This window comes from Mycolicibacterium madagascariense (genome assembly GCF_010729665.1).
Classification (GTDB): Bacteria; Actinomycetota; Actinomycetes; order Mycobacteriales; family Mycobacteriaceae; genus Mycobacterium; species Mycobacterium madagascariense.
The window spans coordinates 2,179,090-2,204,178 of record NZ_AP022610.1; the positions used below are offsets into that span (position 1 = coordinate 2,179,090).

Consider the following 25,089-nt stretch of genomic DNA (forward strand, 5'->3'; position numbering starts at 1 on the left):
CTCCCCGCGAACAGACGCGAAAGTGCACTTTTCGCGGCGTGTCGCAGCACCTTTGCGGCTGCTCGCGAGGGGATCGCGGGGGGAGTGGGCGCCCAACTAAGATCGAGACATGACCCTTGCCCCCGCTGAACTGCTCGACTACGACGAGGTCATCGCCCGCTACGAACCCGTGATGGGCATGGAGGTGCACGTCGAACTGTCGACGGCGACCAAGATGTTCTGCGGTTGCGCCAACGAATTCGGCGCCGAACCCAACACCCACGTCTGCCCGACGTGCCTCGGCCTGCCCGGCTCGTTGCCGGTCGTCAACGCCGCGGCCGTCGAGTCCGCGATCCGCATCGGTCTGGCCCTCAACTGCGACATCGCCCCCTGGGGACGCTTCGCCCGCAAGAACTACTTCTATCCCGACCAGCCGAAGAACTACCAGATCAGCCAGTACGACGAACCGATCGCGGTGAACGGCTACCTCGACGCCCCGCTCGACGACGGCACCACCTGGCGCGTGGAGATCGAGCGCGCGCACATGGAGGAGGACACCGGCAAGCTGACGCACCTCGGCAGCAGCACCGGTCGCATCGAGGGCGCGACGACGTCGCTGCTCGACTTCAACCGCGCGGGCGTGCCGCTGGTGGAGATCGTCACCAAGCCCATCGAGGGAGCCGGTGCGCGGGCCCCGGAGATCGCCCGCGCCTACGTCACCGCGCTGCGAGAGGTGTTGCGCGGCTTGGGCGTATCGGACGTGCGGATGGATCAGGGCTCGATGCGCTGCGACGCCAACGTGTCGCTCAAGCCCATCGGCGCACAGGAGTTCGGCACCCGCACCGAGACGAAGAACGTCAACTCGCTCAAGAGCGTCGAGGTGGCCGTGCGGTACGAGATGCGCCGCCAGGCAGCGGTTCTGGAGGCCGGCGGCGAGATCGTTCAGGAGACCCGGCACTTCCACGAGGACGGCTACACCAGTGCGGGTCGGCGCAAGGAGACCGCCGAGGACTACCGCTACTTCCCCGAGCCCGACCTGGAGCCGATAGCGCCGGACGCCGAATTGATCGAACGGCTGCGCGGCACGATCCCCGAGCTTCCGTGGTTGCAGCGCAACAGGATTCAGCAGGACTGGGGCATCTCCGACGAGGTCATGCGAGACCTGGTCAACAACGGCGTCATCGACCTCGTCGCCGCCACGGTCGCCGCGGGCGCCCCGAGCGAGGCCGCGCGGGCATGGTGGGGAAACTTCCTGGTGCAGAAGGCCAACGAGCTCGGGGTGACGCCCGCGGAGTTGGCCATTACCCCCGGGCAGGTGGCGGCCGTGGTGCAGCTCGTCGAGGACGGCAAGCTGTCGAACAAGCTCGCCCGCGACGTGATCGAGGGCGTGCTGGCCGGTGAGGGTGAGCCCGAGCAGGTGATGACCGACCGCGGATTGGCCGTCGTGCGCGACGATTCGGTGATGCAGGCCGCGGTCGACGAGGCGCTGGCGGCCAACCCCGGTGTCGCCGACAAGATCCGCGGCGGCAAGGTGCAGGCGGCGGGTGCGATCGTCGGCGCGGTCATGAAGGCCACCCGGGGTCAGGCCGACGCGGCCCGCGTACGCGAACTGGTCCTGGCTGCCTGCGGCGTCGACGGCTAGCGCCGCCCGCGCCGGGGGAGTTCCGGCGCGCGCGCGTCAGGTGTTCTCGGCGTTGCTTCTCGGGAATCCGCCGCCCTGCGGGAACAGCGGGAACACGACGTCGTCGAACTTGTCGGCGTCGCCGGAGGTCTTGTTGACCGTGCCGCCCCAGACGTTGCCGTCGGGGGACAGCTGCAGCGCCCAGGCGTGACCGTGCGTGTCCTGGCGAATGACCTCGGGGTTGCCGGTGACGGCGCCGGTGTCGGGCGCCAGGCGGACGGCGACCGTCTGCTTCGTGGTGACCATGTTGACCAGGACCGTGCCGTCGGTCACCACGCAGCCCGCGATGCCCGGTTTGTCGGGCCACGTCCACACCGTCGAGACGACCGAGTCCTTCGTGATGCGTTGCAGGCGGTCACCGTTCGGTGTCCGATCGGTCACGTATTGGGAACCATCTGCGTCGTCGCGGCACAGGCCGCCCGCGGACCCGATGCCGCTCAGCGCCGTCGTCGGCGGGGCCTGGTTGACGGTGGTGGGCTGCTCGATCCTGATGAGCTTGCCGGCCAGCGAACCCGGATCGGCCGCCTGCGCGGGGTCACCGGCGTCTCCGGTGAGCACCTCGAGCGTCGTCGGACTGGTGAACATGAGCGCACCCATGTTCCCCGTCGCGCCCTTCGGGATGCCCGTCAGGATCGGCTTCGGCACGTCGCCGTCGGCGATCCGGATGACGCGGTTGTCGCTCGGCGTGCTGATGTAGGCGTACATCAGCCGGTCCTGCTCGTAGGTCGGGGACAGCACGATGTCCATGAGCCCACCGTCCCCGGACGGATCGACCGGTATGACGACCTTGACCTTGGGTTCGGCGTTGGTGGCGATCTCCTTGACGGCGCCGGTGAGCCGCTCGGCGACGAGCGCGGACTTGCTGTCGGGGCCCATGATCAGACCGCTGGTGCTCTCCAGGCAGCCCTGCATCACGCCCTTGGCGGCGCACACCTTCGGGAACGGCTGGGCGGGCAGCGGGGGCGGCGGGGGCGGTTCGCTGCTCGGCGGCGGACCGGCCTGGGGTTCGGTCGTGAACGGCTGGGCCACATCGTCGTTGAAGCGGGCGCACCCCGATACCCCCAGCAACGCTGCGCACAGCAGCACCAGCACACCCCGCATCGGCCGGCGCAGACTCATGCCCGCCAGATTACGGATCGCGGGGCGGTGCGCGCCACGACGGTCGGCGCGCGCCGCGCAGAACACAGCGGTGACAGGACCGCGCCAATCCACGATTCGCAGGTAATCAGCATTTACGCTGGCAACGTGACCAGTACATCTCACGACCCACGGGCATGGAAGAGACCGGATGGCCAAGAGGCCTCGGCCACACGGCCCGCGTCGGCGCGCCTGGTCGACCCCGAGGACGACCTTCCGCCATCGCCGTACGCCGGTGACTTCGAGACGACCGCGATCCCGCGGTACGACACGAGTTCCTCCGGCCACCAGAACAGCGGGTACCGGCTGCTGTCCGATCCCGAACCCCTGCCGTACGTGCAACCCGCGGGCCGGCCGCCGACGTATTCGGCCGAGCCCACCGAGATCGAGCCCGACGAGGGTCTGGCCCGCGCGGACGGCGGTCGCCGCGGCACGCAGGACCTCGGCCTCATGCTGCTGCGCGTGGGCCTCGGGGCCCTGCTCATCGCCCACGGCCTGCAGAAGGCGTTCGGGCTGTGGGGCGGTCAGGGTCTGGCGGGCTTCCAGCAGTCGCTGGCTGGCATGGGCTACCAGCACGCCAACGTCGTGACGTACGTGGCGGCGGGCGGCCAGATCGCGGCGGGCGTGCTCCTGGTCCTGGGGCTGTTCACGCCCCTGGCCGCCGCCGGTGCGGTCGCCTATCTGGTCAACTCCCTGCTCGCCGCCGTCGCGGCCCAACCCGTCCGCGGCTCGTTCGCGTTCTTCCTGCCCGACGGGCACGAATACCTCGTCGTGCTGCTGGTGCTGGCCGCCGGGCTGACGCTGACGGGTCCCGGCAAGTACGGGTTCGACGCGGGCCGCGGCTGGGCGAGGCGTCCGTTCGTCGGTTCGGCCGCGGCGCTGGTGCTCGGGATCGGCGCGGGCGTCGGCGTGTGGGTGCTGCTCAACGGCGCCAACCCGCTGACCTGAGCTCTACTCGTAGGGGTTGGGCACCCGGCCGTCGGTAGCCGCCGTCAGCTCGGGCAGCGTCGCGAAGGTCACCGCCGGCAGCCGCAGGTCCGAACCGTCCTTCAGGTGCGCCGACGCCCACGCGCTGCGGTCGAAGCGCAAACCCTCGACGTCCTCCCACCCGACGGTCCGGCTACCGAACAGCGTGCGCGCGGTGACGGTGTCGCGGTCGGCGGTGGTGCGGTAGCGGATCACCGCGACCGAGGCCACGACCGGGATCACCAGGACCGCACCGAACACCGCGGGGTTGGCGAGGACCAGGGTCAACAGACCCAGGGTGAAGAAGCCGACCGCGACGTGCGCCATCGGGGAGATCCGCAGGACGACGGGGGCGGTGGCCGAGGGAGAACTCACGCCGCCATCTTCGCACCGGTCGGGGGGTGCTCAGCAATTTGACCTTCGACCTGTGCGGGGGCTACCGTCACTGGTCATGAAGACCGTCGCCATTCTCGTAGTACTTGGTTCGCGCGTTGGTGCGTAACCCGACTGATTGAACAGTCAGAGCCTACGAGCACCGACGCGCAACCCTCGTGCAGCATTCGCTGACGGGGGTTTTTTGTTGCCCTAGAACACCAGAAGCCCAAGCATCATCGAGACCCACCAGGACACAGAGGACATCGTGAGCGCACCCACCACGCGACCACCCGAGCAGGACCGGCGCGCCAACGGCTCGCCCGCCGTCGGCCGGACCGCGGCAGCACAGCCCAGAGTCGTTGCCCCAGAACGGATGACGGGCGCCAAGGCCGTCATCCGCTCGCTCGAGGAACTCGACGTCGACACCATCTTCGGCATCCCCGGCGGCGCCGTGCTGCCGGTCTACGACCCGCTGTTCGACAGCCAGAAGCTGCGGCACGTGCTGGTGCGCCACGAGCAGGGCGCCGGGCATGCCGCCAGCGGGTACGCCCACGCCACCGGCAAAGTCGGCGTGATGATGGCGACCTCGGGTCCCGGCGCCACCAACCTGGTGACCCCGCTCGCCGACGCGCAGATGGACTCCATTCCCGTCGTCGCGATCACCGGTCAGGTCGGACGCGCGCTCATCGGCACCGACGCGTTCCAGGAGGCCGACATCTCCGGCATCACGATGCCGATCACCAAGCACAACTTCCTGGTGCGCCATGGTGACGAGATCGCCCAGGTCATGGCCGAGGCGTTCTACATCGCCCGGTCGGGACGTCCCGGTGCCGTCCTGGTCGACGTGCCCAAGGACGTGCTGCAGGCCGAGTGCACGTTCAGCTGGCCGCCGACGATGGACCTGCCCGGCTACAAGCCCAACACGAAGCCCCACAGCAAGCAGATCCGCGAGGCGGCCCGGCTGATCGCAGCGGCCAGCAAGCCGGTGCTGTACGTCGGCGGCGGGGTGATCCGCGGCGAGGCCAGCGAGCAGCTGCTGGAGTTGGCCGAACTGACGGGCATCCCGGTGGTCACCACGCTGATGGCCCGCGGTGCGTTCCCCGACAGCCACTCCCAGAACCTCGGCATGCCCGGCATGCACGGCACCGTCGCGGCCGTCGGCGCCCTGCAGAAGAGCGATCTGCTGATCGCGCTGGGCACCCGATTCGACGACCGCGTCACCGGCAAGCTGGATTCATTCGCCCCGGACGCCAAGGTGATTCACGCCGACATCGATCCCGCCGAGATCGGCAAGAACCGCAACGCCGACGTGCCGATCGTGGGTGACGTCAAGAACGTGCTCACCGAGCTGATCGGGGCGCTGCGCCGCGACGGCATCGGTGGGCAGGAGCGCAGCGACCGGGGGATCGGCACGGATGCCGCGACGCTGGACCTCGACGAGTGGTGGGAGTACCTGCGCGGCGTGCAGGCGACCTTCCCGCTGAGCTACGGGCCGCAGAGCGACGGCAGTATGAGTCCGGAATACGTCATCGAAACCCTGGGCCGCATCGCCGGACCCGATGCGGTGTACGTGGCAGGCGTTGGGCAGCACCAGATGTGGGCCGCTCAGTTCATCTCCTACGAGAAGCCCAAGACGTGGCTGAACTCCGGCGGTCTCGGCACCATGGGCTACGCGGTGCCCGCCGCCATGGGTGCCAAGTTCGGCAAGCCCGAGGCCGAGGTGTGGGCCATCGACGGCGACGGCTGCTTCCAGATGACGAATCAGGAACTGGCGACCTGTGCCGTCGAGGGGGCGCCCATCAAGGTCGCGCTCATCAACAACGGCAACCTCGGCATGGTGCGGCAGTGGCAGACGCTGTTCTACGAGGAGCGCTACAGCCAGACCAATCTGTCGACGCATTCGCACCGCATCCCCGACTTCGTGAAGCTGGCAGAAGCCCTCGGCTGCGTCGGATTGCGTTGCGAGCGGCCCGAAGACGTCGAGGACGTCATCAATCAGGCCAGGGCGATCAACGACCGTCCCGTGGTGATCGACTTCATCGTCGGCGCCGACGCCCAGGTGTGGCCGATGGTCGCGGCAGGCATGGGCAACGACGAGATCCAGGCGGCCCGGGGCATCCGGCCGCTGTTCGACGATCAGGGCAACGAGGGGCACGCCTGATATGACCGTTCATACCCATACCCTGTCGGTGCTCGTCGAGGACAAGCCCGGCGTGCTGGCGCGCGTGGCGGCGCTGTTCTCCCGCCGCGGCTACAACATCCAGTCGCTGGCGGTCGGCGCCACGGAGCAGAAGAACCTGTCCCGCATGACGATCGTCGTGTCGGTCGAGGACTTCCCGCTCGAACAGGTCACGAAGCAGCTGAACAAGCTGATCAACGTGATTAAGATCGTCGAGCAGGACGAGGACAACTCGGTCTCTCGCGAGCTGGCGCTGATCAAGGTGCGGGCCGACGCGACGACCCGGGGACAGATCATCGAGGCGGTGAACCTGTTCCGCGCCAAGGTGGTCGACGTGTCGGCGGAGTCCCTGGTGGTCGAGGCGACCGGTACGCCCGGCAAGCTGACCGCGCTGTTGAACCTCCTCGAGCCGTACGGCATCAGGGAGATCGCGCAGTCCGGCATGGTGACGCTGTCGCGCGGGCCGCGCGGAATCGTCACCACCAAGTAACGCAGTTTCGACGAGATACGTACGAGGAAGAGGAAATAACGTGGCAGTTGAGATGTTCTACGACGACGATGCAGACCTGTCGATCATCCAGGGACGCAAGGTCGGCGTCATCGGATACGGCAGCCAGGGTCACGCGCACTCGCTGAGCTTGCGCGACTCCGGCGTCGAGGTGAAGGTGGGTCTGAAGGAGGGCTCCAAGTCCCGCGAGAAGGTCACCGAGCAGGGTCTCGAGGTCGACACGCCGGCCGAGGTCGCCAAGTGGGCCGACGTCATCATGCTGCTGGCGCCGGACACCGCGCAGGCCGAGATCTTCACCAACGACATCGAGCCGAACCTCGAGGCGGGCAACGCGCTCTTCTTCGGTCACGGCCTCAACATCCACTTCGACCTGATCGAACCGGCCGAGAACATCACCGTCGGCATGGTGGCGCCGAAGGGCCCCGGGCATCTGGTGCGGCGCCAGTTCGTCGACGGCAAGGGCGTGCCCTGCCTGATCGCCGTCGACCAGGACCCCACGGGTGAGGGCCAGGCGTTGGCGCTGTCCTACGCCGCGGCCATCGGCGGTGCCCGCGCGGGCGTCATCAAGACCACGTTCAAGGAGGAGACCGAGACCGATCTCTTCGGCGAGCAGGCCGTATTGTGCGGTGGCACAGAGGAACTCGTCAAGGTCGGCTTCGAGGTCATGGTCGAGGCGGGCTACGCCCCGGAGATGGCCTACTTCGAGGTGCTGCACGAGCTCAAGCTCATCGTCGACCTGATGTACGAGGGCGGGATCGCCAGGATGAACTACTCGGTCTCCGACACCGCGGAGTTCGGCGGGTACCTGTCGGGTCCCCGGGTGATCGACGCCGACACCAAGGACCGGATGCGCGCCATCCTCAAGGACATTCAGGACGGCACCTTCGTCAAGGAGCTCGTCGCCAACGTCGAGGGTGGCAACAAGCGGCTCGAGAAGCTGCGCAAGGAGAACGCCGAGCACCCCATCGAGGTCACCGGCAAGAAGCTGCGCGACTTGATGAGCTGGGTGGACCGGCCGATCACGGAGACGGCGTAGTCTGTTCGGGCGGCGCGTCGGGTGGGCCTTCGGCTCAACCGATGCGTCGCCGCCCTGTCTCCGTGACGATGAAGGATCGCCGAATGTCATTGCCCACCGTGGCCGAGACCCGCTGCGGTGTTGCGATGACGCGCCCGCGGCGGGAATGTCGTCGTGCCGCGTGATCAACCAGGACGCCGACACCCGCGCTGAGATCACCCGCCAGAAGATCATGGATTCGGCGGCCGGCCACTTCGCCCGCCGGGCGTTCGCCTCGGTCAGCGTCGACGAGGTCATCGCCGACACCGACGTCTCCAAGGGCGCGCTGTACTTCCACTTCCAGTCCAAGCACGCGCTGGCGCGGGCCCTCGTCGAACACCACGCCGCCGCCGTGCGCGCAGGAACGATGGAATTGCTCGCACACGGCGGCTCCGGGCTGGAGACGATGGTCGAAATCACGTTCATGGTCGCGACCCTCGACGTCTGCGACGTCTATGCCCGCGCGTCGGCGAACCTCGAGAGCGAGGTGCGCAGGCCCGGCGAGCACGGCACCGGACCGGTCGACGAGTGGGTCAAGGGTTCGATCACGGTGCTGGAGCAGGCGATCGCCGACGGCGACGTGCGCGCCGACTGCGACCCCGAGGTCCTCGCCCACGTCCTGGTGGGCCACTACGTCGGCATGCGCCAGGTCAGCGATCTCGACGACGCCCCGTCCTTCCTGACCAACGTCAGGGACAGCTGGTGCACGACGCTGCCCGGATTCGCCAGCCCCGATCGCCTCGACTACCTGTTGCAGTTCACGACCCGTCGGGCCGCGGCGGCCATTCGCAGCATCGCCCGCGGCTGAGTCAGCGGGGCGCCAGGTCCGGCAGCGTCGTGATGCCGAATTTGCGACGCAGCATCGTGCGTGCGGCGTAGTAGCCGGCCATGCCGTGCACGCCTGCCCCCGGCGGGGCGGCCGACGAACATAGGTAGACCCCGGGAAGCGGCGTCGCCCAGGGATCCCACCGCACCGACGGACCGGTGAGCGCGCTGACCATGTTGTTGGCGCCGACGCCGATGTCACCGCCGACCAGGTTGGCGTTGTGCTCGGACAGCCGCGACGCGGGCACGCTGCGAACTGCCACGACGACGTCGCGGAACCCCGGCGCGAAGCGCTCGAACATGCCCGTGACGGTGTCGGCCATGTCGACGTCGGAGCCCGCGGGGACGTGGGCGTAGGTCCACAGCGGCCGGCGGCCCCGCTCGTCGATGCGGCCGGGATCGGCGAGGTGGGGGAGCGCGGCGAGCACCATCGGCCACTCGGCGAGCCGCCCCCTGGCGATCTCCCGCTCGGCCAGGGCCATCTGCTGCCGGGTGCCGCCGAGGTGCAGGGTCGGCGCGTCCGCCAATCGTGGGTCGCTCCAGGGTATTTCGTCGGACAGCACGAAGTCGACCTTGGCCACCCCTGGCCCGAATCGGTAGTGTTGCAACGTCTTCGAGTACCGCGGCGGCAGACGGTCACCGTAGATCCGCAGCAGCGCGGTGGGCGCGGTGTCGTACAGCACGACCCCGGCGGGTGGCTCCGTGACCTCTTCCCCCAGTACCAGCTCGCCACCGTGGCACAGCAGGTCGGCGATGAGCGCATCCGGAATGGCCTGCGATCCGCCGACGGGAATGGGCCAGCCGACGGCGTGCGCGAGAGTGGCCAGCATCAGCCCGGCACCCGAGGACACCAGTGACGGCATCTGCGAAATCGTATGTGCGGCAACGCCACTGAACAGAGCGCGGGCATCCTCGCCGCGCAGGCTGCGCCACAGCGGAGTGCCCTGGGCCAGCACCCGGGGGGCGATGCGCAGCGCGGCGGGCAGGGACGGCGGGATGGAGCGCTTGTCGCCGAGCAGCAGGCCGACCACGCCGTCGCAGTCGGCGGCCAGCGGACCGATCAGGCGCCGCCACGAGCTGCCGTCGTCGAGTTCGTCGCACGTGCGGTCCAGGTCGGCGTAGCCGATCGCGGCGGGGCGCCCCGGCAGTGGGTTGGCGTAGGAGACGTCGGGGACCGTCAGCTGCACCCCGCGCGCCCGCAGATCGAACTGGCTGAAGAACGGCGACGCCAGCGCCAGCGGATGCACGGCCGAGCAGATGTCGTGACCGACCCCGGGAAACTCGGGGTCGGCCAGCGTCCTGGCCCCGCCACCGGCGGTCGGCTGCGCCTCGATCACCCGCACCTTGAGGCCGGCTCTGGCGCACGTCACCGCCGCGCTCAGACCATTGGGTCCGCTGCCCACCACGGTGACGTCCACGTCCGCCCCCCGGGTCGCTCCGCTCCTGCCCGCCACATCCATCCCCCGGGTCGCTTCGCTCCTGCCCGCCGACGCCCCACCCCGGGTCGCTTCGCTCCTGCCCGCCATCCCTCCATTAGAGCCCACTACGCTATCCGCGTGAGCCTGCCCGTTGTCTTGATCGCCGACAAACTCGCCCAGTCGACCGTCACCGCCCTGGGAGACCAGGTCGAGGTGCGCTGGGTCGACGGCCCCGACCGGGAGAAGCTGCTCGCAGCGGTGCCCGACGCCGACGCCCTGCTGGTGCGTTCGGCGACCACGGTCGACGCCGAGGTCATCGCCGCGGCGCCCAAGCTGAAGATCGTCGCCCGCGCCGGCGTCGGCCTGGACAACGTCGACGTCGACGCCGCCACCGCGCGCGGCGTGCTGGTCGTCAACGCGCCGACGTCGAACATCCACAGCGCCGCCGAGCACGCGCTGGCACTGCTGCTCGCCACGGCGCGGCAGATCCCGGCCGCCGACGCGACCCTGCGCGAACACACCTGGAAGCGTTCGACGTTCTCCGGCACCGAGATCTTCGACAAGACCGTGGGCGTGGTCGGCCTCGGCCGCATCGGTCAGCTCGTTGCGCAACGGCTGGCCGCGTTCGGCGCGCACATCGTGGCCTACGACCCCTACGTCTCGCAGGCCCGCGCCGCACAGCTGGGCATCGAGCTGCTGACGCTCGACGAGCTGCTGGGGCGCGCCGACTTCATCTCGGTGCACCTGCCCAAGACGAAGGAGACCGCGGGCCTCATCGGCAAGGAGGCGTTGGCGAAGACCAAGCCGGGCGTCATCATCGTCAACGCCGCCCGCGGCGGCCTGATCGACGAGCAGGCCCTCGCCGATGCCATCACCAGCGGGCACGTCCGCGGCGCGGGTCTCGACGTCTTCTCCACCGAGCCGTGCACCGACAGCCCGCTGTTCGAGCTGCCCGAGGTCGTCGTCACCCCGCATCTCGGCGCGTCGACGGCGGAGGCCCAGGACCGCGCCGGGACCGACGTCGCGGCCAGCGTCAAGCTCGCACTCGCCGGGGAGTTCGTGCCCGACGCGGTCAACGTGGGCGGCGGGCACGTCGGCGAAGAGGTCGCCCCGTGGCTGGACCTGGTCCGCAAGCTCGGCGTGCTCGTCGGCGCGCTGTCGGCCGAGTTGCCGACCAACCTGTCCATTCAGGTGCGCGGTGAGTTGGCGTCCGAAGACGTTGACGTGCTTCGGCTTTCGGCGTTGCGCGGCCTGTTCTCGGCGGTCATCGAAGACCAGGTGACGTTCGTCAACGCCCCGGCGCTCGCGTCCGAACGCGGCGTCGAGGCGTCGATCGCGACGGCGCCGGAGAGCCCCAACCACCGCAGCGTCGTCGACGTCCGCGCCGTCGCCGTCGACGGTTCGACGGTCAACGTGGCCGGCACGCTGTCGGGCCCGACGCAGGTCGAGAAGATCGTTCAGATCAACGGCCGCAACCTGGATCTGCGCGCCGAGGGCGTCAACCTCATCATCAACTACACCGATCAGCCGGGGGCGCTCGGCACCATCGGCACCCGGCTCGGTGCCGCGGGCGTCAACATCCTCGCCGCCCAGCTCAGCCAGGACGCCGACGGTGACGGCGCGACCATCATGCTGCGGCTGGACCGCACGGTGCCCGACGACGTGCTGGCCGCACTCGGCGCCGACGTGAAGGCCGTGACGCTGGAATTGGTGGATCTGTCATGAGATTGGCCGTGATCGCCGGCGACGGCATCGGACCCGAGGTCATCGACGAGGCGCTGAAGGTGCTCGACGTCGTCACGCCCGGCGTCGAGAAGACCACCTACGACGTGGGCGCGCGGCGCTACCACGCCACCGGCGAGGTCATGCCTGATGGTCTGGTCGACGACCTGCGCACCCACGACGCCATCCTGTTGGGCGCCATCGGCGATCCGTCGGTGCCCAGCGGCGTGCTCGAGCGGGGCCTGTTGCTGCGCATGCGCTTCGAGCTGGATCACCACGTCAACCTGCGCCCGTCGAAGCTCTATCCGGGCGTGACGAGCCCGCTGGGCGACGTGGACATCGACTTCGTCGTGGTCCGCGAGGGGACCGAGGGCCCCTACACCGGAAACGGCGGCGCGATCCGCGTCGGTACGCCCCACGAGGTGGCCACCGAGGTCAGCCTCAACACCGCGTTCGGGGTCGAGCGGGTCGTGCGGGATGCGTTCGCGCGGGCGGCGGCTCGGCGCAAGCACCTGACGCTGGTGCACAAGACCAACGTCCTGTCGTTCGCGGGCTCGCTGTGGTCCCGGATCGTCGCCGAGGTGGGCACCGAGTTCCCCGACGTCGAGGTGGCGTATCAGCACATCGATGCGGCGACCATCCACATGGTCACCGACCCGGGCCGCTTCGACGTCATCGTGACCGACAACCTGTTCGGCGACATCATCACCGACCTCGCGGGCGCGGTGTCTGGTGGCATCGGATTGGCCGCCAGCGGCAACATCGACGCGACGAGGACCAACCCCTCGATGTTCGAACCGGTGCACGGCAGCGCACCCGACATCGCCGGCCAGGGCATCGCCGACCCGACCGCGGCGGTCATGTCGGTGGCGCTGCTGCTGGCCCACGTCGGCGACGAGGCCGCAGCGGCCCGCGTCGACGGCGCCGTCGCGCAGCACCTGGCGACCCTGAATGGCGAGAAGCTGTCGACGTCGCAGATCGGCGACCGCATCGTCGGACTGCTCTAGTCCCCTTCGCTCGACTCTGCGCTGGCGTCGGGAAAGTGCGAGTAGCTACGTCGCACCGCCGCCATGGACGCAGAGTCGGGACGGCGCGTTAGCGTCCGTGCACCGACTCGACCGTGTAGAGGTGCGGGTCGAAGCCCTCGGCGAGGGCGGCGGCGGGTGCCATGTGCTCGCGCGCCTTCGGGTCGGCCAGCATCGCCTGGTAGGCCTCGGCGCTCTCCCACTGCGCGTAGTTGACGACGCGGGTGCCGTCTGAGCTGACATGAATGTTGGCTGACACGAAGCCGGGGACCTTGCACATGACCTGTTCGGTCGCGTCCTCGAGCATCGCCGCCAGGCGCGCTGCGTTGTCGGGGGTAACGGTGAAGACGTTGATCAATGTGGTGTGCGGCCCGTGGGCCTCGATGGTGGTCATGATCCTCCTTGTCAGGTTCCTTACATTCTCGACAGTAGCTCGATGTAAGGTTCCTGTCATGTCTAGCGTCGACGTCGAGGGTGGAGCCGGATATCTGGTGAAGCGGGTTCAGCAGTCGCTGCGCCGCCGCTGCGATGCCGCGCTCAAACCCACGGGGTTGTCGATGGCGCAGTACACGGCGCTACGCGCACTCGCCGATCATCCTGACGCGTCGGCATCGGAATTGGCACGGCTGTGCTTCGTCACCCGGCAATCGCTGCAGGACCTGCTGGGGGGCCTGCGCGCGGCGGGTCTGGTGCGGGCGTCGGAGTCGGCATCGAGCCGTGGTCGCGCCAACGCCCTTGCGCTGACGTCGGCGGGACGCACCCGGCTCGCAGCCAGTCACGACGCCGTCATTGGTGTGGAAAACGCCATGCTGCAAGGACTTTCGCGAGGATCCAGAGATGACCTGGCTCACCTGCTGACCCGCTGCGCGGAGAACCTCGAAGACTGACGGCGCGCTAATCCCGCTGACTCCGCAGGGGATCGGCGTCGACGGGGACCAACGGCAGGGCGACCAAGGGGAACAGCGCACACACCGCGAACGCCAACGGGAAGCCGGCCGCGGTGATGAGCGCGCCGAACACCGGCGGCACGATGCCGGTCATGAGGAGCTGGCTGGTGTTCTGGGTGCCCAGGGCCCGCCCGCTCCAGAAGGGCCCGGCGATCTCGGCGATGGCGGTGAACGCCAATCCGTTGTCGGACACCGTGATGACCGACGCGGCCACCATCAACGCGATCGACAGCGGCGAGTGCATCAGGTCGGTGACCGCGAGCAGGCCCATCGCGATGGCCGCGCCGATGGCGATCGTGCGAATGGGGTGCAGCCGCGATCCGGTCTTGTCCGACCACCGGCCCGCCGCGATTCGCCCTGCCGCGCCGAGCAGTTGGGCCACGGTCACCATCGCGCCCGCCGACGCGGCCGACCAGCCGCGGTCGGTGATCAGCCACACCAGCGTGAACGTCCACACCAGGCACTGCGGCACGACGAGCAGCACCGAGACGGCGTGGATGCGCCACAGCGTCGAGGATCCGCGGTAGGGGTTGGCGAGTTCGCCGGCATGCGCCTGCGCGCGCGGTGTGCGTGGCGGATCGAGCACGCCGATCCCGCTGACCACCGCGGCGACGGCACACGCGATGGCGGGGAACAGCAGGGCCGCCTCGACGCCGTGGGACTCGGCGAGTTGGGGAATCACCAACGCGCCCAGCCCGACTCCGAGCGGTTGCGCGGTCTGGCGGATGCCCATGACCAGTCCGCGCTGCTGCGGGGGGAACCACCCCACGACGAGGCGGCCGCTCGCGGAGTTGCTGCTGGCGGCGGCCATGCCGCCGAGGAACAGGAAGATGCCGACGACGAGCAGCGAGGGGGCCAGCGCCGCCGCGAAGGCCGCGGCCGCCGTCAGAGCCGATCCGACGGCGAGCACCAGGCGCTCGCCCACGCGGTCGACCACGTAGCCCCAGGCGATCAGCGTCACGACCATGCCGAAGCTCGGCAGCGCCGAGATCAAGCCCGCCTGCGCGAGGTCGAGGCCGCGTTCCGCGTGCAGGGTGGGAATGAGGAAGGCCACACCGTTGATGAACACGTTCGAGCAGAGGGTGGCGGCGAGCGCTATCGCCAGCATCGACCACCGGCGGGCGGTCCCGATCGTCGTGGCGGTCATGATCCCATGGTGACACGCAATCCCACGATGCCGAATATCTGTCTCACCAAGTGAGATCGATCGTGGGGATTCGATGGGGCCACGGCACGCGGCGCCAACGGTGCTCACTACGCTGTCGTGAATGCGCCTCGGTCGAATCGCCAGCCCAGATGGGGTCGCCTTCGTGAGCATCGAGGGTGACCCCGCCACCGATGCCGTCGCTCGGGAGATCGCCGAGCACCCCTTCGGCAACCCCACCTTCACGGGCCGGTCGTGGCCCCTGGCCGACGTCCGCCTGCTGGCGCCCATCCTGGCCAGCAAGGTGGTGTGCATGGGCAAGAACTACGCCGCCCACGCTGCCGAGATGGGGGGCGAGGCGCCGGAGGATCCGGTCATCTTCCTCAAGCCCAACACCTCGATCATCGGACCCAACGTGGCGATCCAGCTGCCCGCGGATGCACATCCGGTGCACCACGAGGGGGAACTGGCCGCGGTCATCGGCAGGCCCTGCAAGGACGTGCCCGCCGCCAAGGCCGCCGAGAACATCCTCGGCTACACGATCGCGAACGACGTCTCCGCCCGCGACCAGCAGAAGAAGGACGGCCAGTGGATGCGGGCCAAGGGGCACGACACCTTCTGTCCGGTGGGGCCGTGGATCGACACGTCGGTCAATCCCTTCGACCTCGACATCCGCACCGAGGTCAACGGTCGGGTCCGCCAGAGCAGCAATACCTCGCTGATGATTCACGACATCGGCGCCATCATCGAGTGGGTCTCGGCCGTGATGACGCTGCTGCCGGGTGACCTGATCCTCACCGGGACGCCGGAGGGGGTCGGTCCCATCGAGGACGGGGACACCGTCAGCGTCACCATCGAGGGCATCGGGACGTTGACCAATCCCGTTGTGCGCAAGGGGAAGTCATGACGGTACGCGTTCGGTTCTGTCCGTCGCCGACGGGCACCCCCCACGTCGGGCTGGTCCGCACGGCGCTCTTCAACTGGGCCTACGCCCGACACACGGGCGGTGCGTTCGTGTTTCGGATCGAGGACACCGACGCCGCCCGCGACAGCGCGGAGAGCTACGCCGCCATCCTCGACGCGCTGCGGTGGCTCGGACTCGACTGGGACGAGGGGCCGGAGATCGGTGGGCCCCATGCGCCCTACCGGCAGTCCGAGCGCACGGAGATCTACCGCGACGTGATCGCCCGACTGCTGGCCGCCGGCGAGGTCTACGAGGCCTATTCGACGGCCGAGGAGGTCGAGGCGCGCCACGTCGCGGCGGGCCGAAACCCGAAGCTGGGCTACGACAATCACGACCGCACGCTCACCGACGCCGACCGTGCCCGGTTCGTCGCCGAGGGTCGTCGTCCCGTGCTGCGGCTGCGGATGCCCGACGAGGACATCACGTGGACCGACCTCGTGCGCGGACCCACGACCTTCGCCGCGGGCGTCGTGCCCGACTTCGCGATCACCCGCGGCAGCGGGGATCCGCTCTACACGTTGGTCAATCCCGTCGACGACGCGTTGATGAACATCACCCACGTCTTGCGTGGGGAGGACATCCTGCCGTCGACCCCTCGCCAGATCGCGCTGTACCAGGCGCTGATGCGCATCGGCGTGGCCGAGCGGGTACCCGAATTCGCCCACCTGCCAAGCGTTCTCGGCGACGGCAACAAGAAGCTGTCCAAGCGTGACCCGCAGAGCAACCTGTTCCTGCACCGCGACCGCGGGTTCATTCCCGAGGGCCTGCTGAACTATCTCGCGCTGCTCGGCTGGGGCATCGCCGACGACCACGACCTCTTCAGCCTCGACGAGATGGTCGCGGCCTTCGACGTCAAGGACGTCAACTCCAACCCCGCACGCTTCGACCAGAAGAAGGCCGACGCGATCAACGCCGAGCACATCCGCCTGCTCGACCCGGGCGACTTCACCGCACGCCTGCGCGACTTCTTCGTCGCCCACGGTCACGGCACCGGCCTCGACGACGCCGGTTTCGCCGAGGCCGCCGCCCTGGTGCAGACCCGGATCGTGGTGCTGAGCGACGCGTGGGAGCTGTTGAAGTTCCTCGACGACGCGTCCTACGCGCTCGACGAGAAGTCGGCGGCCAAGGAACTGCGCGCCGACGCGGTACCCGTCCTCGACGCCGCGCTCGCCGCGCTGGAGGGCGTGGCGCAGTGGACCACGGCAAACGTCGAAGCAGCTTTGAAGACGGCGCTGCTGGAGCAGCTCGAACTCAAGCCGCGCAAGGCCTTCGGTCCCATTCGCGTGGCGGTCACCGGCGCCACGGTCAGCCCGCCCCTGTTCGAGTCGATGGAACTGCTCGGGCGCGACCGCAGCCTCGCCCGGCTGCGAGCCGGTCGCGAGCACGCGGCCGCCGGGGCGTGAAGGCGGCGGTGAAATCTTTGGTAGTGTGCTCGTCGGTCGAGTAATGCACACGCCGGTTCGCGCCGGTGGGTGTTCGATCGCAAAGACGTCCGTGACCTGCGGTGATGGACTGTCATTGGGGTATGGTGTAATTGGCAACACAGCGGTTTCTGGTACCGCCATTCTAGGTTCGAGTCCTGGTACCCCAGCCAACTCCGGTGATTAGGTCGACATTGCTCCCTGAGCTATGCTGACCCTCCGGAAATAGTTCTAGCCCCCGTCGTCTAGCGGCCTAGGACGCCGCCCTCTCACGGCGGTAGCGTGGGTTCGAATCCCATCGGGGGTACCACTAGACCGGCATTCGGTCAGGTCGGATCAGAGAAATCCAAGGCTCCGCCGCCCCGGACCGACCGACGGCACCGGGTCGGTGTGCAGCACGCCGGTCAGCAATTCCGAGTAGACGTCGCGGAAGTCCGTGGTCGTCTTCAGGTCTCCGTCGGTCAGGTCGGTGAGGCTGGGCTGGTCACCGTAGAAGCCGCCCTTGATCGACCTGCCGAGGACGAGCACCGGGGCCGACGTGCCGTGGTCGGTGCCCTGGGAGGCGTTGGCGGCCACGCGTCGCCCGAATTCCGAATAGACCATCACGACGACGTTCTTGCCCTGCTCGCTCGCGCGCATCTTCTGCATGAACGGGGTGAGTGCGTCGTCGAGTTTCTGCAGCAGCGCCTGCTGCGTCCCGCGTTCGTCGGCGTGGGTGTCGAAGCCGAGCAGATCCACCATGTACACCTGCGTCGGCACGTGGGCCCGGATGCACTTGGCCACCAGATCGAGGTCGTCGACCAACTGATTCGCATCGGTCGCCGTCGCCGTCGGGTCGGCCCCCAGGGTCACCGGTCGAAAGGCACTGTCGGAACGGTTGCTTGCGCGATACGACGCGCACACCCCCGACATGGCCGGGGTGTCGGACGGGTCCTCGGCTGCCAGGGCCGTGAGTGTCGTGCGCCAGTCCCTGTCCACGGGGGGAAGTGATTCCGAGAGCGCGGACGCCGACTGCTTCTTGCCGACGGCCATCGGCGTCAGTACGGGACCGATGTTGACCGCGCGCACCGGGTCATCACCGGTGGCGTCCAGCCACCGCCCGATCCAACCGGTACCCACCGGCGCCGCGGGGGACGCGGTCTGCCAGATGTCCATGGAGCGGAAGTGGCTCCGATCCTGGTTGGGATATCCGACTCCGCGAACGACGGCCAGGTGCTGGTCGTGCCATAGGTTCGCCAATCCCTTCAAGGCGGGGTTGAGCCCGTATTCGGCATCGAGCGCCAGCAATTCGGTCGGCGCATAGGCGAGGTCGGGGCGGGCGTCGTGGTAGGCACCGTCGGCCAGCGGGACCACGGTGCTCAGACCGTCGTTGCCGCCGTAGAGGGTGACGATGACCAAGACGCCGTGATCGGGATCGCGCGGGCGGTCCCGGCCGGCGTCGAGGAGTTGCGGCAGGGTGATGCCCACCGCACCGGCAACGCCGAGCGCACCGACGCCGGCGCTGGCGATGAGGAACTTGCGGCGGTTGACTTCAGGCATCTGTGGCTTTCGGTGGCTTCCGTAAATTCTCTTACGACACGAGGTATTCGGGCGAGTTGAGGGCCGCCGCGACGAGGCGGCGCGGATCGTCGGCCAGCGGATCGAGTGCTGCGACGGTGCGGTCGGACCACTTTCCGATTCCGATCAAGTAGCCGGTGGCATTGATGCGGTCGCCCTTGGCGGCTTCGTCGATGGACGAGAGGTCACCCGTAGTCACCAGCTTGTCCGCCGCCCACACTCGGGCGGCGACGCTGGTGGTCGACAGCCACAACGAACCACGCGGCCAACCTCCCACGTCGGGTGGATAGAACGGACGCTGGCCCATCACCACGAGGACCTGGGCGAGCTTCAGGTCACTCGCGGACTGTGCTCCGTCGACGGGGATCGACAATGAACGGATGGCGCCCATCAGCCATTCGACGGGTGTGTTGACCAACGTGCCTGCGCACGTGGCGAATTCAGGATCCAGGAGGACTGCCCGCGTCAGCGCCTTGAGATCGCGGCCGGGTCCGTACGCCCCGACCAGACGGGTGAGCGCGGCGGGCGACGGTGCGTCGTCCGACGCCAGCAGCCGCCACAACGAACTGGCGACGAACGGAGCTGAGGTGGGCTGGTTCAGCACGATGTCGCAGAAGTCGTGCTCGTCGAGATCGCCCTTGACGCCCAGCACGGTCTTGGTCGACGAGTCGTGGAGTTCGTCGGATATGGCGGTCTGCCCGGTGTATCCGACGACGCGGCCGGTGAGCGCCCGCGCGCCCTCCTTTACGTCGACCTCGGTGTAGCCGTTGGCATGTCCGAGAGTGAACAGTTCCATGAACTCCCTGGACAGGTTCTCGTTCGGTGCCGCCTTGGTGTTGCGCACGCCGTCCAACCACAGCTGCATCGCGACGTCGGTGAGCATGGCGTACGCCAGCGTGCGGAAGTCACCGAGTTTCAGGGTGCGTAGTTTCTGGTTCTGCGCGGCCATGTATTGGGCACCGCCGACTTTGTCCGCCGAGGTCGCAAAGTGGTTGTGCCACAGCAGGGTCAGCTTCTCGTGGATGGGCTGATGGACCGCAGCCATCCGCCGCAACCACCACGACTGCAGATCGTTCATCTGTGAAAACAGTTGCTGGGCATAGTCGTTCATCTCGGTGGCGGTCGCGCCGGGGCGCACCTGCTGGGGCATCACGGGCGCGGGCATCGGCGTGGCGATCGCGCCGGGATCGGCGTCGGGATCGAGGTCGAGCGCACCGTCGAGATAGGCGGGGGCACCCTGGGCGACGACGGCATCCACCTGGGCGCCGGTCGTGCCGAAACCCGCCCGCCTCAACAGGCGGGCGGTCGCGATCCATGCAGGCGACTGCGCCAAGCGAGTGACACCCCCGTCAACTGTTTGCTGCCCCTACGCAGAATAGCCGACGACGAGGTATCGAGCCCCCGGACCGCGATATCTGAGAGTTCCCTCAAGGACGCCTAGAGACGACGGGTGAGTGCCTCGGCGGCGGCGAGCAGGTCGGCGGCCCACCGCGCCCCCGGTCGACGGCCCATGCGGTCGATGGGGCCCGACACCGATACTGCGGCGACGACCGTGCCGCGGCCGTCGCGCACCGGCGCCGAGACGCTCGCGACGCCGGGCTCGCGCTCCGCCGCGCTCTGCGCCCAGCCGCGCTTGCGCACCTCGACCAAGGTGCGTTCGGTGAAGGCGGCGTTCGGCAGCACGGCCTGCTGGGTGGCGGCGTCGCTGTAGGCCAGCAGCACCTTGGCGCCCGAGCCGGCGGTCATGGGCAGGCGGGTCCCCACGGGCACGGTGTCGCGCAGACCCGCCGGCGGTTCCAACGCCACCACGCAGACCCGCGACAGGCCCTCGCGTCGGTAGAGCTGGACGCTCTCGCCGGTGATCTCGCGCAGACGTGGCAGCACGGCGGCGCTCGCCGCCAACAGCGGATCGTCCACGCGCCCAGCCAATTCGTTGACCGCAGGGCCGAGGCACCACCGTCCGTCGGCGTCTCTGGCCAGGAGCCGGTGCACCTCGAGGCCCGCGGCCAACCGGTGTGCGGTCGCCCGCGGCAGTCCCGTCCGTTCGCAGAGTTCGGCCAGACCGCAGGGCGACTCGGCCACGGTGTGAAGGACGCCCACCGCTTTGTCGAGCACGCCGATGCCGCTATCCTGTCTCATAGAGAGATACTAGCGTCCCGCATGTTGAGATACCTAGCCCATCGCCTGCGGATCGCCCGAGGGAATCGAGCACGAACATGACCAGCACTGCACGCACTCTGGCGGAGAAGGTCTGGGCCGACCACGTCGTGGTCAGCGGCCAGGGAGAGGGCGCCGCGCGCGAGCCGGACCTCATCTACATCGATCTGCACCTCGTCCACGAGGTCACCAGCCCGCAGGCCTTCGACGGACTTCGGTTGGCGGGGCGGCCCGTTCGTCGCACCGACCTGACGATCGCCACCGAGGACCACAACGTGCCGACGATCGACATCGACAAGCCGATCGCCGACCCCGTCTCGCGCACCCAGGTCGAGACGCTGCGCCGCAACTGCGAGGAGTTCGGCGTCCGGCTGTATCCCGTGGGCGATGCCGAGCAGGGAATCGTCCACATCATCGGTCCACAACTGGGTCTCACCCAACCGGGCATGACGGTGGTCTGCGGGGACAGCCACACCTCGACCCACGGCGCGTTCGGTGCGCTGGCGATGGGGATCGGCACCTCCGAGGTCGAACACGTGCTCGCCACCCAGACACTGCCGCTGCGGCCGTTCAAGACCATGGCCGTCAACGTCGACGGCGTGCTGCCGGCCGGTACCAGCCCGAAGGACGTCATCCTCGCCGTGATCGCGAAGATCGGCACCGGCGGCGGACAGGGTTACGTCATCGAATATCGCGGCAGCGCCATCGAAGCGATGTCGATGGAGGGCCGGATGACGATCTGCAACATGAGCATCGAGGCAGGCGCCCGGGCCGGCATGGTCGCTCCGGACGAGACGACGTTCGACTATCTGCGCGGCCGCCCGCACGCCCCCACGGGCGCCGATTGGGACGAGGCCGTCGAGGCGTGGAGTCAGTTGCGCACCGACGAGGGAGCCGAATTCGACGCCGAGGTCTACCTCGACGCCTCGACGCTGAGCCCGTTCGTCACGTGGGGTACCAACCCCGGACAGGGTGTGCCACTGAGCGAAGCCGTGCCCGACCCAGAACTGATGTTCGACGACGGCGAGCGTCAGTCCGCCGAGAAGGCCTTGGCGTACATGGATCTTCAGCCGGGGACGGCCATGCGCGACATCCGGATCGACACGGTGTTCGTGGGGTCGTGCACCAACGGCCGCATCGAGGATCTGCGGGTCGTCGCGGACGTTCTGCGCGGCAGGAGGATCGCCGAGGGCATGCGGATGCTGGTCGTGCCCGGGTCGATGAAGGTCAGGGTGCAGGCCGAAAGCGAGGGCCTGGGCGAGATCTTCACCGCCGCGGGCGCCGAGTGGCGCCAAGCGGGATGCTCGATGTGCCTTGGCATGAACCCCGACCAGCTGGCGCCGGGGGAGCGCTGCGCGGCGACGTCGAACCGCAACTTCGAAGGGCGCCAGGGCAAGGGGGGCCGCACCCACCTGGTGTCACCCGCGGTGGCCGCGGCCACCGCGGTGCGCGGCACCCTGTCCTCGCCCGCCGATCTGACCGAGAGTCGCTAGGAGACAGTCATGGAAGCCTTCACCACCCACACGGGGATCGGCGTGCCGCTGCGTCGGTCGAACGTCGACACCGACCAGATCATCCCCGCCGTCTATCTGAAGCGGGTCACCCGAACGGGTTTCGAGGATGGTCTGTTCGCCGCCTGGCGCAACGACCCGTCGTTCATCCTCAACCTGCCGCCGTTCGACAGGGGCTCGGTTCTGGTGGCGGGGCCCGACTTCGGCACCGGCTCATCGCGCGAGCACGCCGTGTGGGCCCTCCTGGACTTCGGGTTCCGGGTCGTCATCTCGTCGCGGTTCGCCGACATCTTCCGCGGCAACTCGGGCAAGGCGGGCCTGCTGGCCGCCGAAGTCGCACAGGATGATGTGGAACTTCTGTGGAAGTTGATCGAGCAGCAGCCGGGGCTGGAAATCACTGTGAATCTAGAAGATCGGACGATCGCCGCGGGAACGGTCATGCTGCCGTTCACGATTGACGACTACACGGCCTGGCGGTTGCTCTCCGGACTCGACGACGTAGGCCTTACGCTGCGCAAACAGGACGAAATCACCGCCTTCGAGCAGCGCAGGCCGCGCTGGAAGCCACGGACCATCTCCGTCTGAGCGGACGTCTCGAAGGCCCGAAATAGGGCTCAGCGGGCTGAATTTGGGACCGCCGTACCACCGCCGGTGTGGGGCAACCGGATTGCCGAATCGGCCGTCGACCGTGCCTGAAATTGGGCGTGGCTCTTGGAAATCAGCGGTGTAAAGGTTTACCGTAGCTTTCAGTTGGCTCAAGGTGGGCCACTGGCTTCGGAGGTTTTGCATGAACAAGGCAGAGCTCATCGACGTCCTCACGGACAAGTTGGGCACCGATCGTCGGCAGGCGACCGCCGCCGTGGAGAACGTCGTCGACACCATCGTGCGTGCCGTCCACAAGGGCGACAGCGTCACCATCACCGGCTTCGGCGTGTTCGAGCAGCGCCGCCGAGCCGCCCGTGTGGCGCGCAACCCGCGCACCGGCGAGACCGTGAAGGTCAAGCCGACATCAGTCCCGGCATTCCGTCCAGGGGCTCAATTCAAGGCGGTTGTGTCTGGCGCACAGCGTCTCCCATCGGAAGGTCCCGCCGTGAAGCGTGGCGCCACCGCAACCCCGGCCAAGAAGACCGCGGCCAAGAAGGCAGTGAAGAAGGCTGCCACCAAGGCCCCGGCCAAGAAGACGACCGCCGCCCCGGCCAAGAAGACCACCGCGACCAAGGCGCCGGCCAAGAAGACCACGGCGACCCCGGCCAAGAAGACCACCGCGACCAAGGCGCCGGCCAAGAAGACCACGGCCACCAAGGCGCCGGCCAAGAAGACCACCGCCACCAAGGCGCCGGCCAAGAAGACCACCGCCACCAAGGCGACCCCGGCCAAGAAGACCACCGCCACCAAGGCGACCCCGGCCAAGAAGACCACCGCCACCAAGGCCACTCCGGCCAAGAAGACCACCGCGACCAAGGCGCCGGCCAAGAAGGCCCCCGTCAAGCGCGGCCGCAAGTAACCGTCGCCGGGATCAGTTCCGGTACAAGGCACGCCGTGGACCCATCGGGTCCGCGGCGTGTCTTCGTGTCGGGGTGACTACTGGTGGTCGGCGGCGAGCGGGCTGCCGATGTGGTCGGCGGCGATCAGCCGCCCACCGGCCAGGGACATGACCCACGTGCTGCCCTTGCGGTTGCGCGACTTGTCGGGTCGGACGCCGTCGCGGTCGCACCACCACGCGATCAGGTCGGGAATCACCTTGCCCTGCGAGCAGATTGCGGGGGTGCCGTCGCCCGCGGCGATCTCGAGGACCCGTTTGCGCGCCGCTCCGTGACCGGCGGCGTAGGCCTCCTCGGTGAGGGTCGGCTCGTCCAGGATCGGCACTCCCAACTCCTCGGCCAGCGGGCCGACGGTCTGCTGACACCGGACGCGCGGGGCGGCGTGCACCTCGGTGGCCCCGAACGCCAGGAGCTGTCCCACCAGCGACTCCGCCTGGGCCCGGCCGTGCTTGTCGAGTGGGCGCTTGCGGTCGTCGCCCTTGTATCGGGCCTTGCTGCCCGCGGTGCCGTGGCGCACGATCAGCACCGTCCTGGTGTCGGCGGGGTGTTTGGCGAAGCGCCGCAGCACCTTCCGGTCGTGCGGGTACTGGAGTCGCTTCAGGGCGTCCTTCGCCGGGAGCCACAGCAGTTCGTCGACCTCGTCGTTGGGGACGAACTCGCCGCCGAGGGTGCGGGCGACCCAGTAGCGCACGTGCTTGACGCCGGCGTCGATCGGATAGCTCACCGCGGCGAGCCGGCGGCCCAATTCCGATGCGTAGCCGGTCTCTTCGAGGACTTCGCGCACCGCGGTCACCGGCTCGGTCTCGCCGGGGTCGACCTTGCCCTTGGGAAGCGACCAGTCGTCGTAGCGCGGCCGGTGCACGACCGCCACCAGGGGCGGGGCGTCCGGCGTGGCGGAATGGTCGGCGGGACGCCACAGCACGGCGCCCGCCGCCGGGACGATCCTGGCCGCGTCTCTCTTCGGCACGTCAACTCCTG

The 25,089-nt window shown here is 68.7% G+C and carries 23 protein-coding genes and 2 tRNA genes; 16 read left to right on the plus strand and 9 right to left on the minus strand.

The features are described from left to right. The first annotated feature begins 109 nt into the window (after positions 1-109). Positions 110-1,621 carry an Asp-tRNA(Asn)/Glu-tRNA(Gln) amidotransferase subunit GatB gene (gene gatB / locus G6N60_RS10300; RefSeq protein ID WP_163736188.1) on the plus strand — a complete coding sequence of 504 codons (1,512 nt, stop codon included), beginning with the start codon at positions 110-112 and terminating at the stop codon, positions 1,619-1,621. 36 nt (positions 1,622-1,657) lie between these two features. Here the strand turns inward: gatB and G6N60_RS10305 are convergent, their stop codons facing one another. Then, positions 1,658-2,761: a PQQ-dependent sugar dehydrogenase gene (locus tag G6N60_RS10305; RefSeq protein ID WP_197746983.1), complete on the minus strand. Its 1,104-nt coding sequence runs from the start codon at positions 2,759-2,761 to the stop codon at positions 1,658-1,660. Between the two features lie 144 nt (positions 2,762-2,905). On the opposite strand from G6N60_RS10305, the gene G6N60_RS10310 reads away from it, so the two are divergent. Beyond that, complete coding sequence (locus G6N60_RS10310; protein ID WP_163736191.1) at positions 2,906-3,745, plus strand: DoxX family protein; 840 nt, start codon at positions 2,906-2,908, stop codon at positions 3,743-3,745. Between the two features lie 3 nt (positions 3,746-3,748). Here the strand turns inward: G6N60_RS10310 and G6N60_RS10315 are convergent, their stop codons facing one another. Further along, positions 3,749-4,090 (minus strand): PH domain-containing protein, encoded by a 342-nt coding sequence (locus G6N60_RS10315; protein WP_163743762.1) that lies wholly within the window; start codon positions 4,088-4,090, stop codon positions 3,749-3,751. A 313-nt stretch (positions 4,091-4,403) separates the two neighbouring features. Here G6N60_RS10315 and G6N60_RS10320 point away from each other — a divergent pair, with 313 nt between their 5' ends. The 4 genes from G6N60_RS10320 (at position 4,404) to G6N60_RS10335 (ending at position 8,687) form a co-directional block, all read left to right on the plus strand. Next, a complete protein-coding gene (locus G6N60_RS10320) occupies positions 4,404-6,299 on the plus strand; it encodes an acetolactate synthase large subunit (protein WP_163736195.1) in 1,896 nt (631 codons plus the stop codon). Position 6,300: 1 nt separating this feature from the next. Then, positions 6,301-6,807 carry an acetolactate synthase small subunit gene (gene ilvN / locus G6N60_RS10325; protein WP_163736198.1) on the plus strand — a complete coding sequence of 169 codons (507 nt, stop codon included), beginning with the start codon at positions 6,301-6,303 and terminating at the stop codon, positions 6,805-6,807. A 52-nt stretch (positions 6,808-6,859) separates the two neighbouring features. Beyond that, positions 6,860-7,861: a ketol-acid reductoisomerase gene (gene ilvC, locus G6N60_RS10330; protein WP_179969779.1), complete on the plus strand. Its 1,002-nt coding sequence runs from the start codon at positions 6,860-6,862 to the stop codon at positions 7,859-7,861. 160 nt (positions 7,862-8,021) lie between these two features. Next, the gene (locus G6N60_RS10335; protein WP_163736206.1) at positions 8,022-8,687 is read left to right on the plus strand and encodes a TetR family transcriptional regulator; all 666 of its coding nucleotides are present in this window, start codon (positions 8,022-8,024) and stop codon (positions 8,685-8,687) included. Between the two features lies 1 nt (position 8,688). On the opposite strand, the gene G6N60_RS10340 is transcribed toward G6N60_RS10335, so the two are convergent. Beyond that, positions 8,689-10,122 carry a phytoene desaturase family protein gene (locus G6N60_RS10340; protein WP_179969671.1) on the minus strand — a complete coding sequence of 478 codons (1,434 nt, stop codon included), beginning with the start codon at positions 10,120-10,122 and terminating at the stop codon, positions 8,689-8,691. Between the two features lie 138 nt (positions 10,123-10,260). On the opposite strand from G6N60_RS10340, the gene serA reads away from it, so the two are divergent. Together serA and G6N60_RS10350 are read left to right on the plus strand one after the other, a co-directional pair. Beyond that, positions 10,261-11,847, plus strand: coding sequence for a phosphoglycerate dehydrogenase (serA, locus tag G6N60_RS10345; protein ID WP_163736211.1), 1,587 nt, complete (start codon positions 10,261-10,263; stop codon positions 11,845-11,847). Continuing rightward, the gene (locus G6N60_RS10350; RefSeq protein ID WP_163736213.1) at positions 11,844-12,851 is read left to right on the plus strand and encodes a 3-isopropylmalate dehydrogenase; all 1,008 of its coding nucleotides are present in this window, start codon (positions 11,844-11,846) and stop codon (positions 12,849-12,851) included. The genes serA and G6N60_RS10350 overlap by 4 nt, the downstream gene beginning before the upstream one ends. Before the next feature lie 88 nt (positions 12,852-12,939). On the opposite strand, the gene G6N60_RS10355 is transcribed toward G6N60_RS10350, so the two are convergent. Further along, positions 12,940-13,263, minus strand: coding sequence for an antibiotic biosynthesis monooxygenase family protein (locus G6N60_RS10355; protein WP_163736215.1), 324 nt, complete (start codon positions 13,261-13,263; stop codon positions 12,940-12,942). Positions 13,264-13,321: 58 nt separating this feature from the next. On the opposite strand from G6N60_RS10355, the gene G6N60_RS10360 reads away from it, so the two are divergent. Beyond that, a complete protein-coding gene (locus tag G6N60_RS10360; protein WP_163736217.1) occupies positions 13,322-13,756 on the plus strand; it encodes a MarR family winged helix-turn-helix transcriptional regulator in 435 nt (144 codons plus the stop codon). Between the two features lie 7 nt (positions 13,757-13,763). On the opposite strand, the gene G6N60_RS10365 is transcribed toward G6N60_RS10360, so the two are convergent. After that, the gene (locus G6N60_RS10365) at positions 13,764-14,963 is read right to left on the minus strand and encodes an MFS transporter (RefSeq protein WP_163736219.1); all 1,200 of its coding nucleotides are present in this window, start codon (positions 14,961-14,963) and stop codon (positions 13,764-13,766) included. Positions 14,964-15,084: 121 nt separating this feature from the next. On the opposite strand from G6N60_RS10365, the gene G6N60_RS10370 reads away from it, so the two are divergent. From G6N60_RS10370 to G6N60_RS10385, 4 genes are all read left to right on the plus strand, one after another. After that, a complete protein-coding gene (locus G6N60_RS10370; RefSeq protein WP_163736221.1) occupies positions 15,085-15,867 on the plus strand; it encodes a fumarylacetoacetate hydrolase family protein in 783 nt (260 codons plus the stop codon). Continuing rightward, entirely contained in the window at positions 15,864-17,327 is a 1,464-nt protein-coding gene (gltX, locus tag G6N60_RS10375) for a glutamate--tRNA ligase (RefSeq protein ID WP_163736224.1), read from the plus strand. Before G6N60_RS10370 ends, gltX begins: the two co-directional genes overlap by 4 nt. Positions 17,328-17,443: 116 nt before the next feature. Then, positions 17,444-17,518 (plus strand) — tRNA-Gln (locus G6N60_RS10380). A 61-nt stretch (positions 17,519-17,579) separates the two neighbouring features. After that, positions 17,580-17,655: transfer RNA gene (locus G6N60_RS10385), tRNA-Glu, on the plus strand. 26 nt (positions 17,656-17,681) lie between these two features. On the opposite strand, the gene G6N60_RS10390 is transcribed toward G6N60_RS10385, so the two are convergent. The 3 genes from G6N60_RS10390 to G6N60_RS10400 form a co-directional block, all read right to left on the minus strand. Beyond that, the gene (locus G6N60_RS10390) at positions 17,682-18,884 is read right to left on the minus strand and encodes a DUF1501 domain-containing protein (RefSeq protein WP_163736226.1); all 1,203 of its coding nucleotides are present in this window, start codon (positions 18,882-18,884) and stop codon (positions 17,682-17,684) included. A gap of 31 nt (positions 18,885-18,915) precedes the next feature. Beyond that, positions 18,916-20,235 (minus strand): DUF1800 domain-containing protein, encoded by a 1,320-nt coding sequence (locus G6N60_RS10395; protein ID WP_163736228.1) that lies wholly within the window; start codon positions 20,233-20,235, stop codon positions 18,916-18,918. Between the two features lie 104 nt (positions 20,236-20,339). Continuing rightward, a complete protein-coding gene (locus tag G6N60_RS10400; RefSeq protein ID WP_163736230.1) occupies positions 20,340-21,041 on the minus strand; it encodes an IclR family transcriptional regulator in 702 nt (233 codons plus the stop codon). A gap of 77 nt (positions 21,042-21,118) precedes the next feature. Between G6N60_RS10400 and leuC the strand changes: the two genes are divergently transcribed. The 3 genes from leuC (at position 21,119) to G6N60_RS10415 (ending at position 24,074) form a co-directional block, all read left to right on the plus strand. Continuing rightward, positions 21,119-22,552 (plus strand): 3-isopropylmalate dehydratase large subunit, encoded by a 1,434-nt coding sequence (leuC, locus tag G6N60_RS10405; protein ID WP_163736232.1) that lies wholly within the window; start codon positions 21,119-21,121, stop codon positions 22,550-22,552. A gap of 9 nt (positions 22,553-22,561) precedes the next feature. After that, a complete protein-coding gene (gene leuD, locus G6N60_RS10410) occupies positions 22,562-23,155 on the plus strand; it encodes a 3-isopropylmalate dehydratase small subunit (protein ID WP_163736234.1) in 594 nt (197 codons plus the stop codon). A 202-nt stretch (positions 23,156-23,357) separates the two neighbouring features. Continuing rightward, positions 23,358-24,074 (plus strand): HU family DNA-binding protein, encoded by a 717-nt coding sequence (locus tag G6N60_RS10415; RefSeq protein WP_163736237.1) that lies wholly within the window; start codon positions 23,358-23,360, stop codon positions 24,072-24,074. Between the two features lie 77 nt (positions 24,075-24,151). Here G6N60_RS10415 and mutT1 read toward each other — a convergent pair whose 3' ends face one another. Next, a complete protein-coding gene (mutT1, locus tag G6N60_RS10420) occupies positions 24,152-25,078 on the minus strand; it encodes an 8-oxo-(d)GTP phosphatase MutT1 (RefSeq protein ID WP_163736240.1) in 927 nt (308 codons plus the stop codon). Between the last annotated feature and the right edge of the window lie 11 nt (positions 25,079-25,089).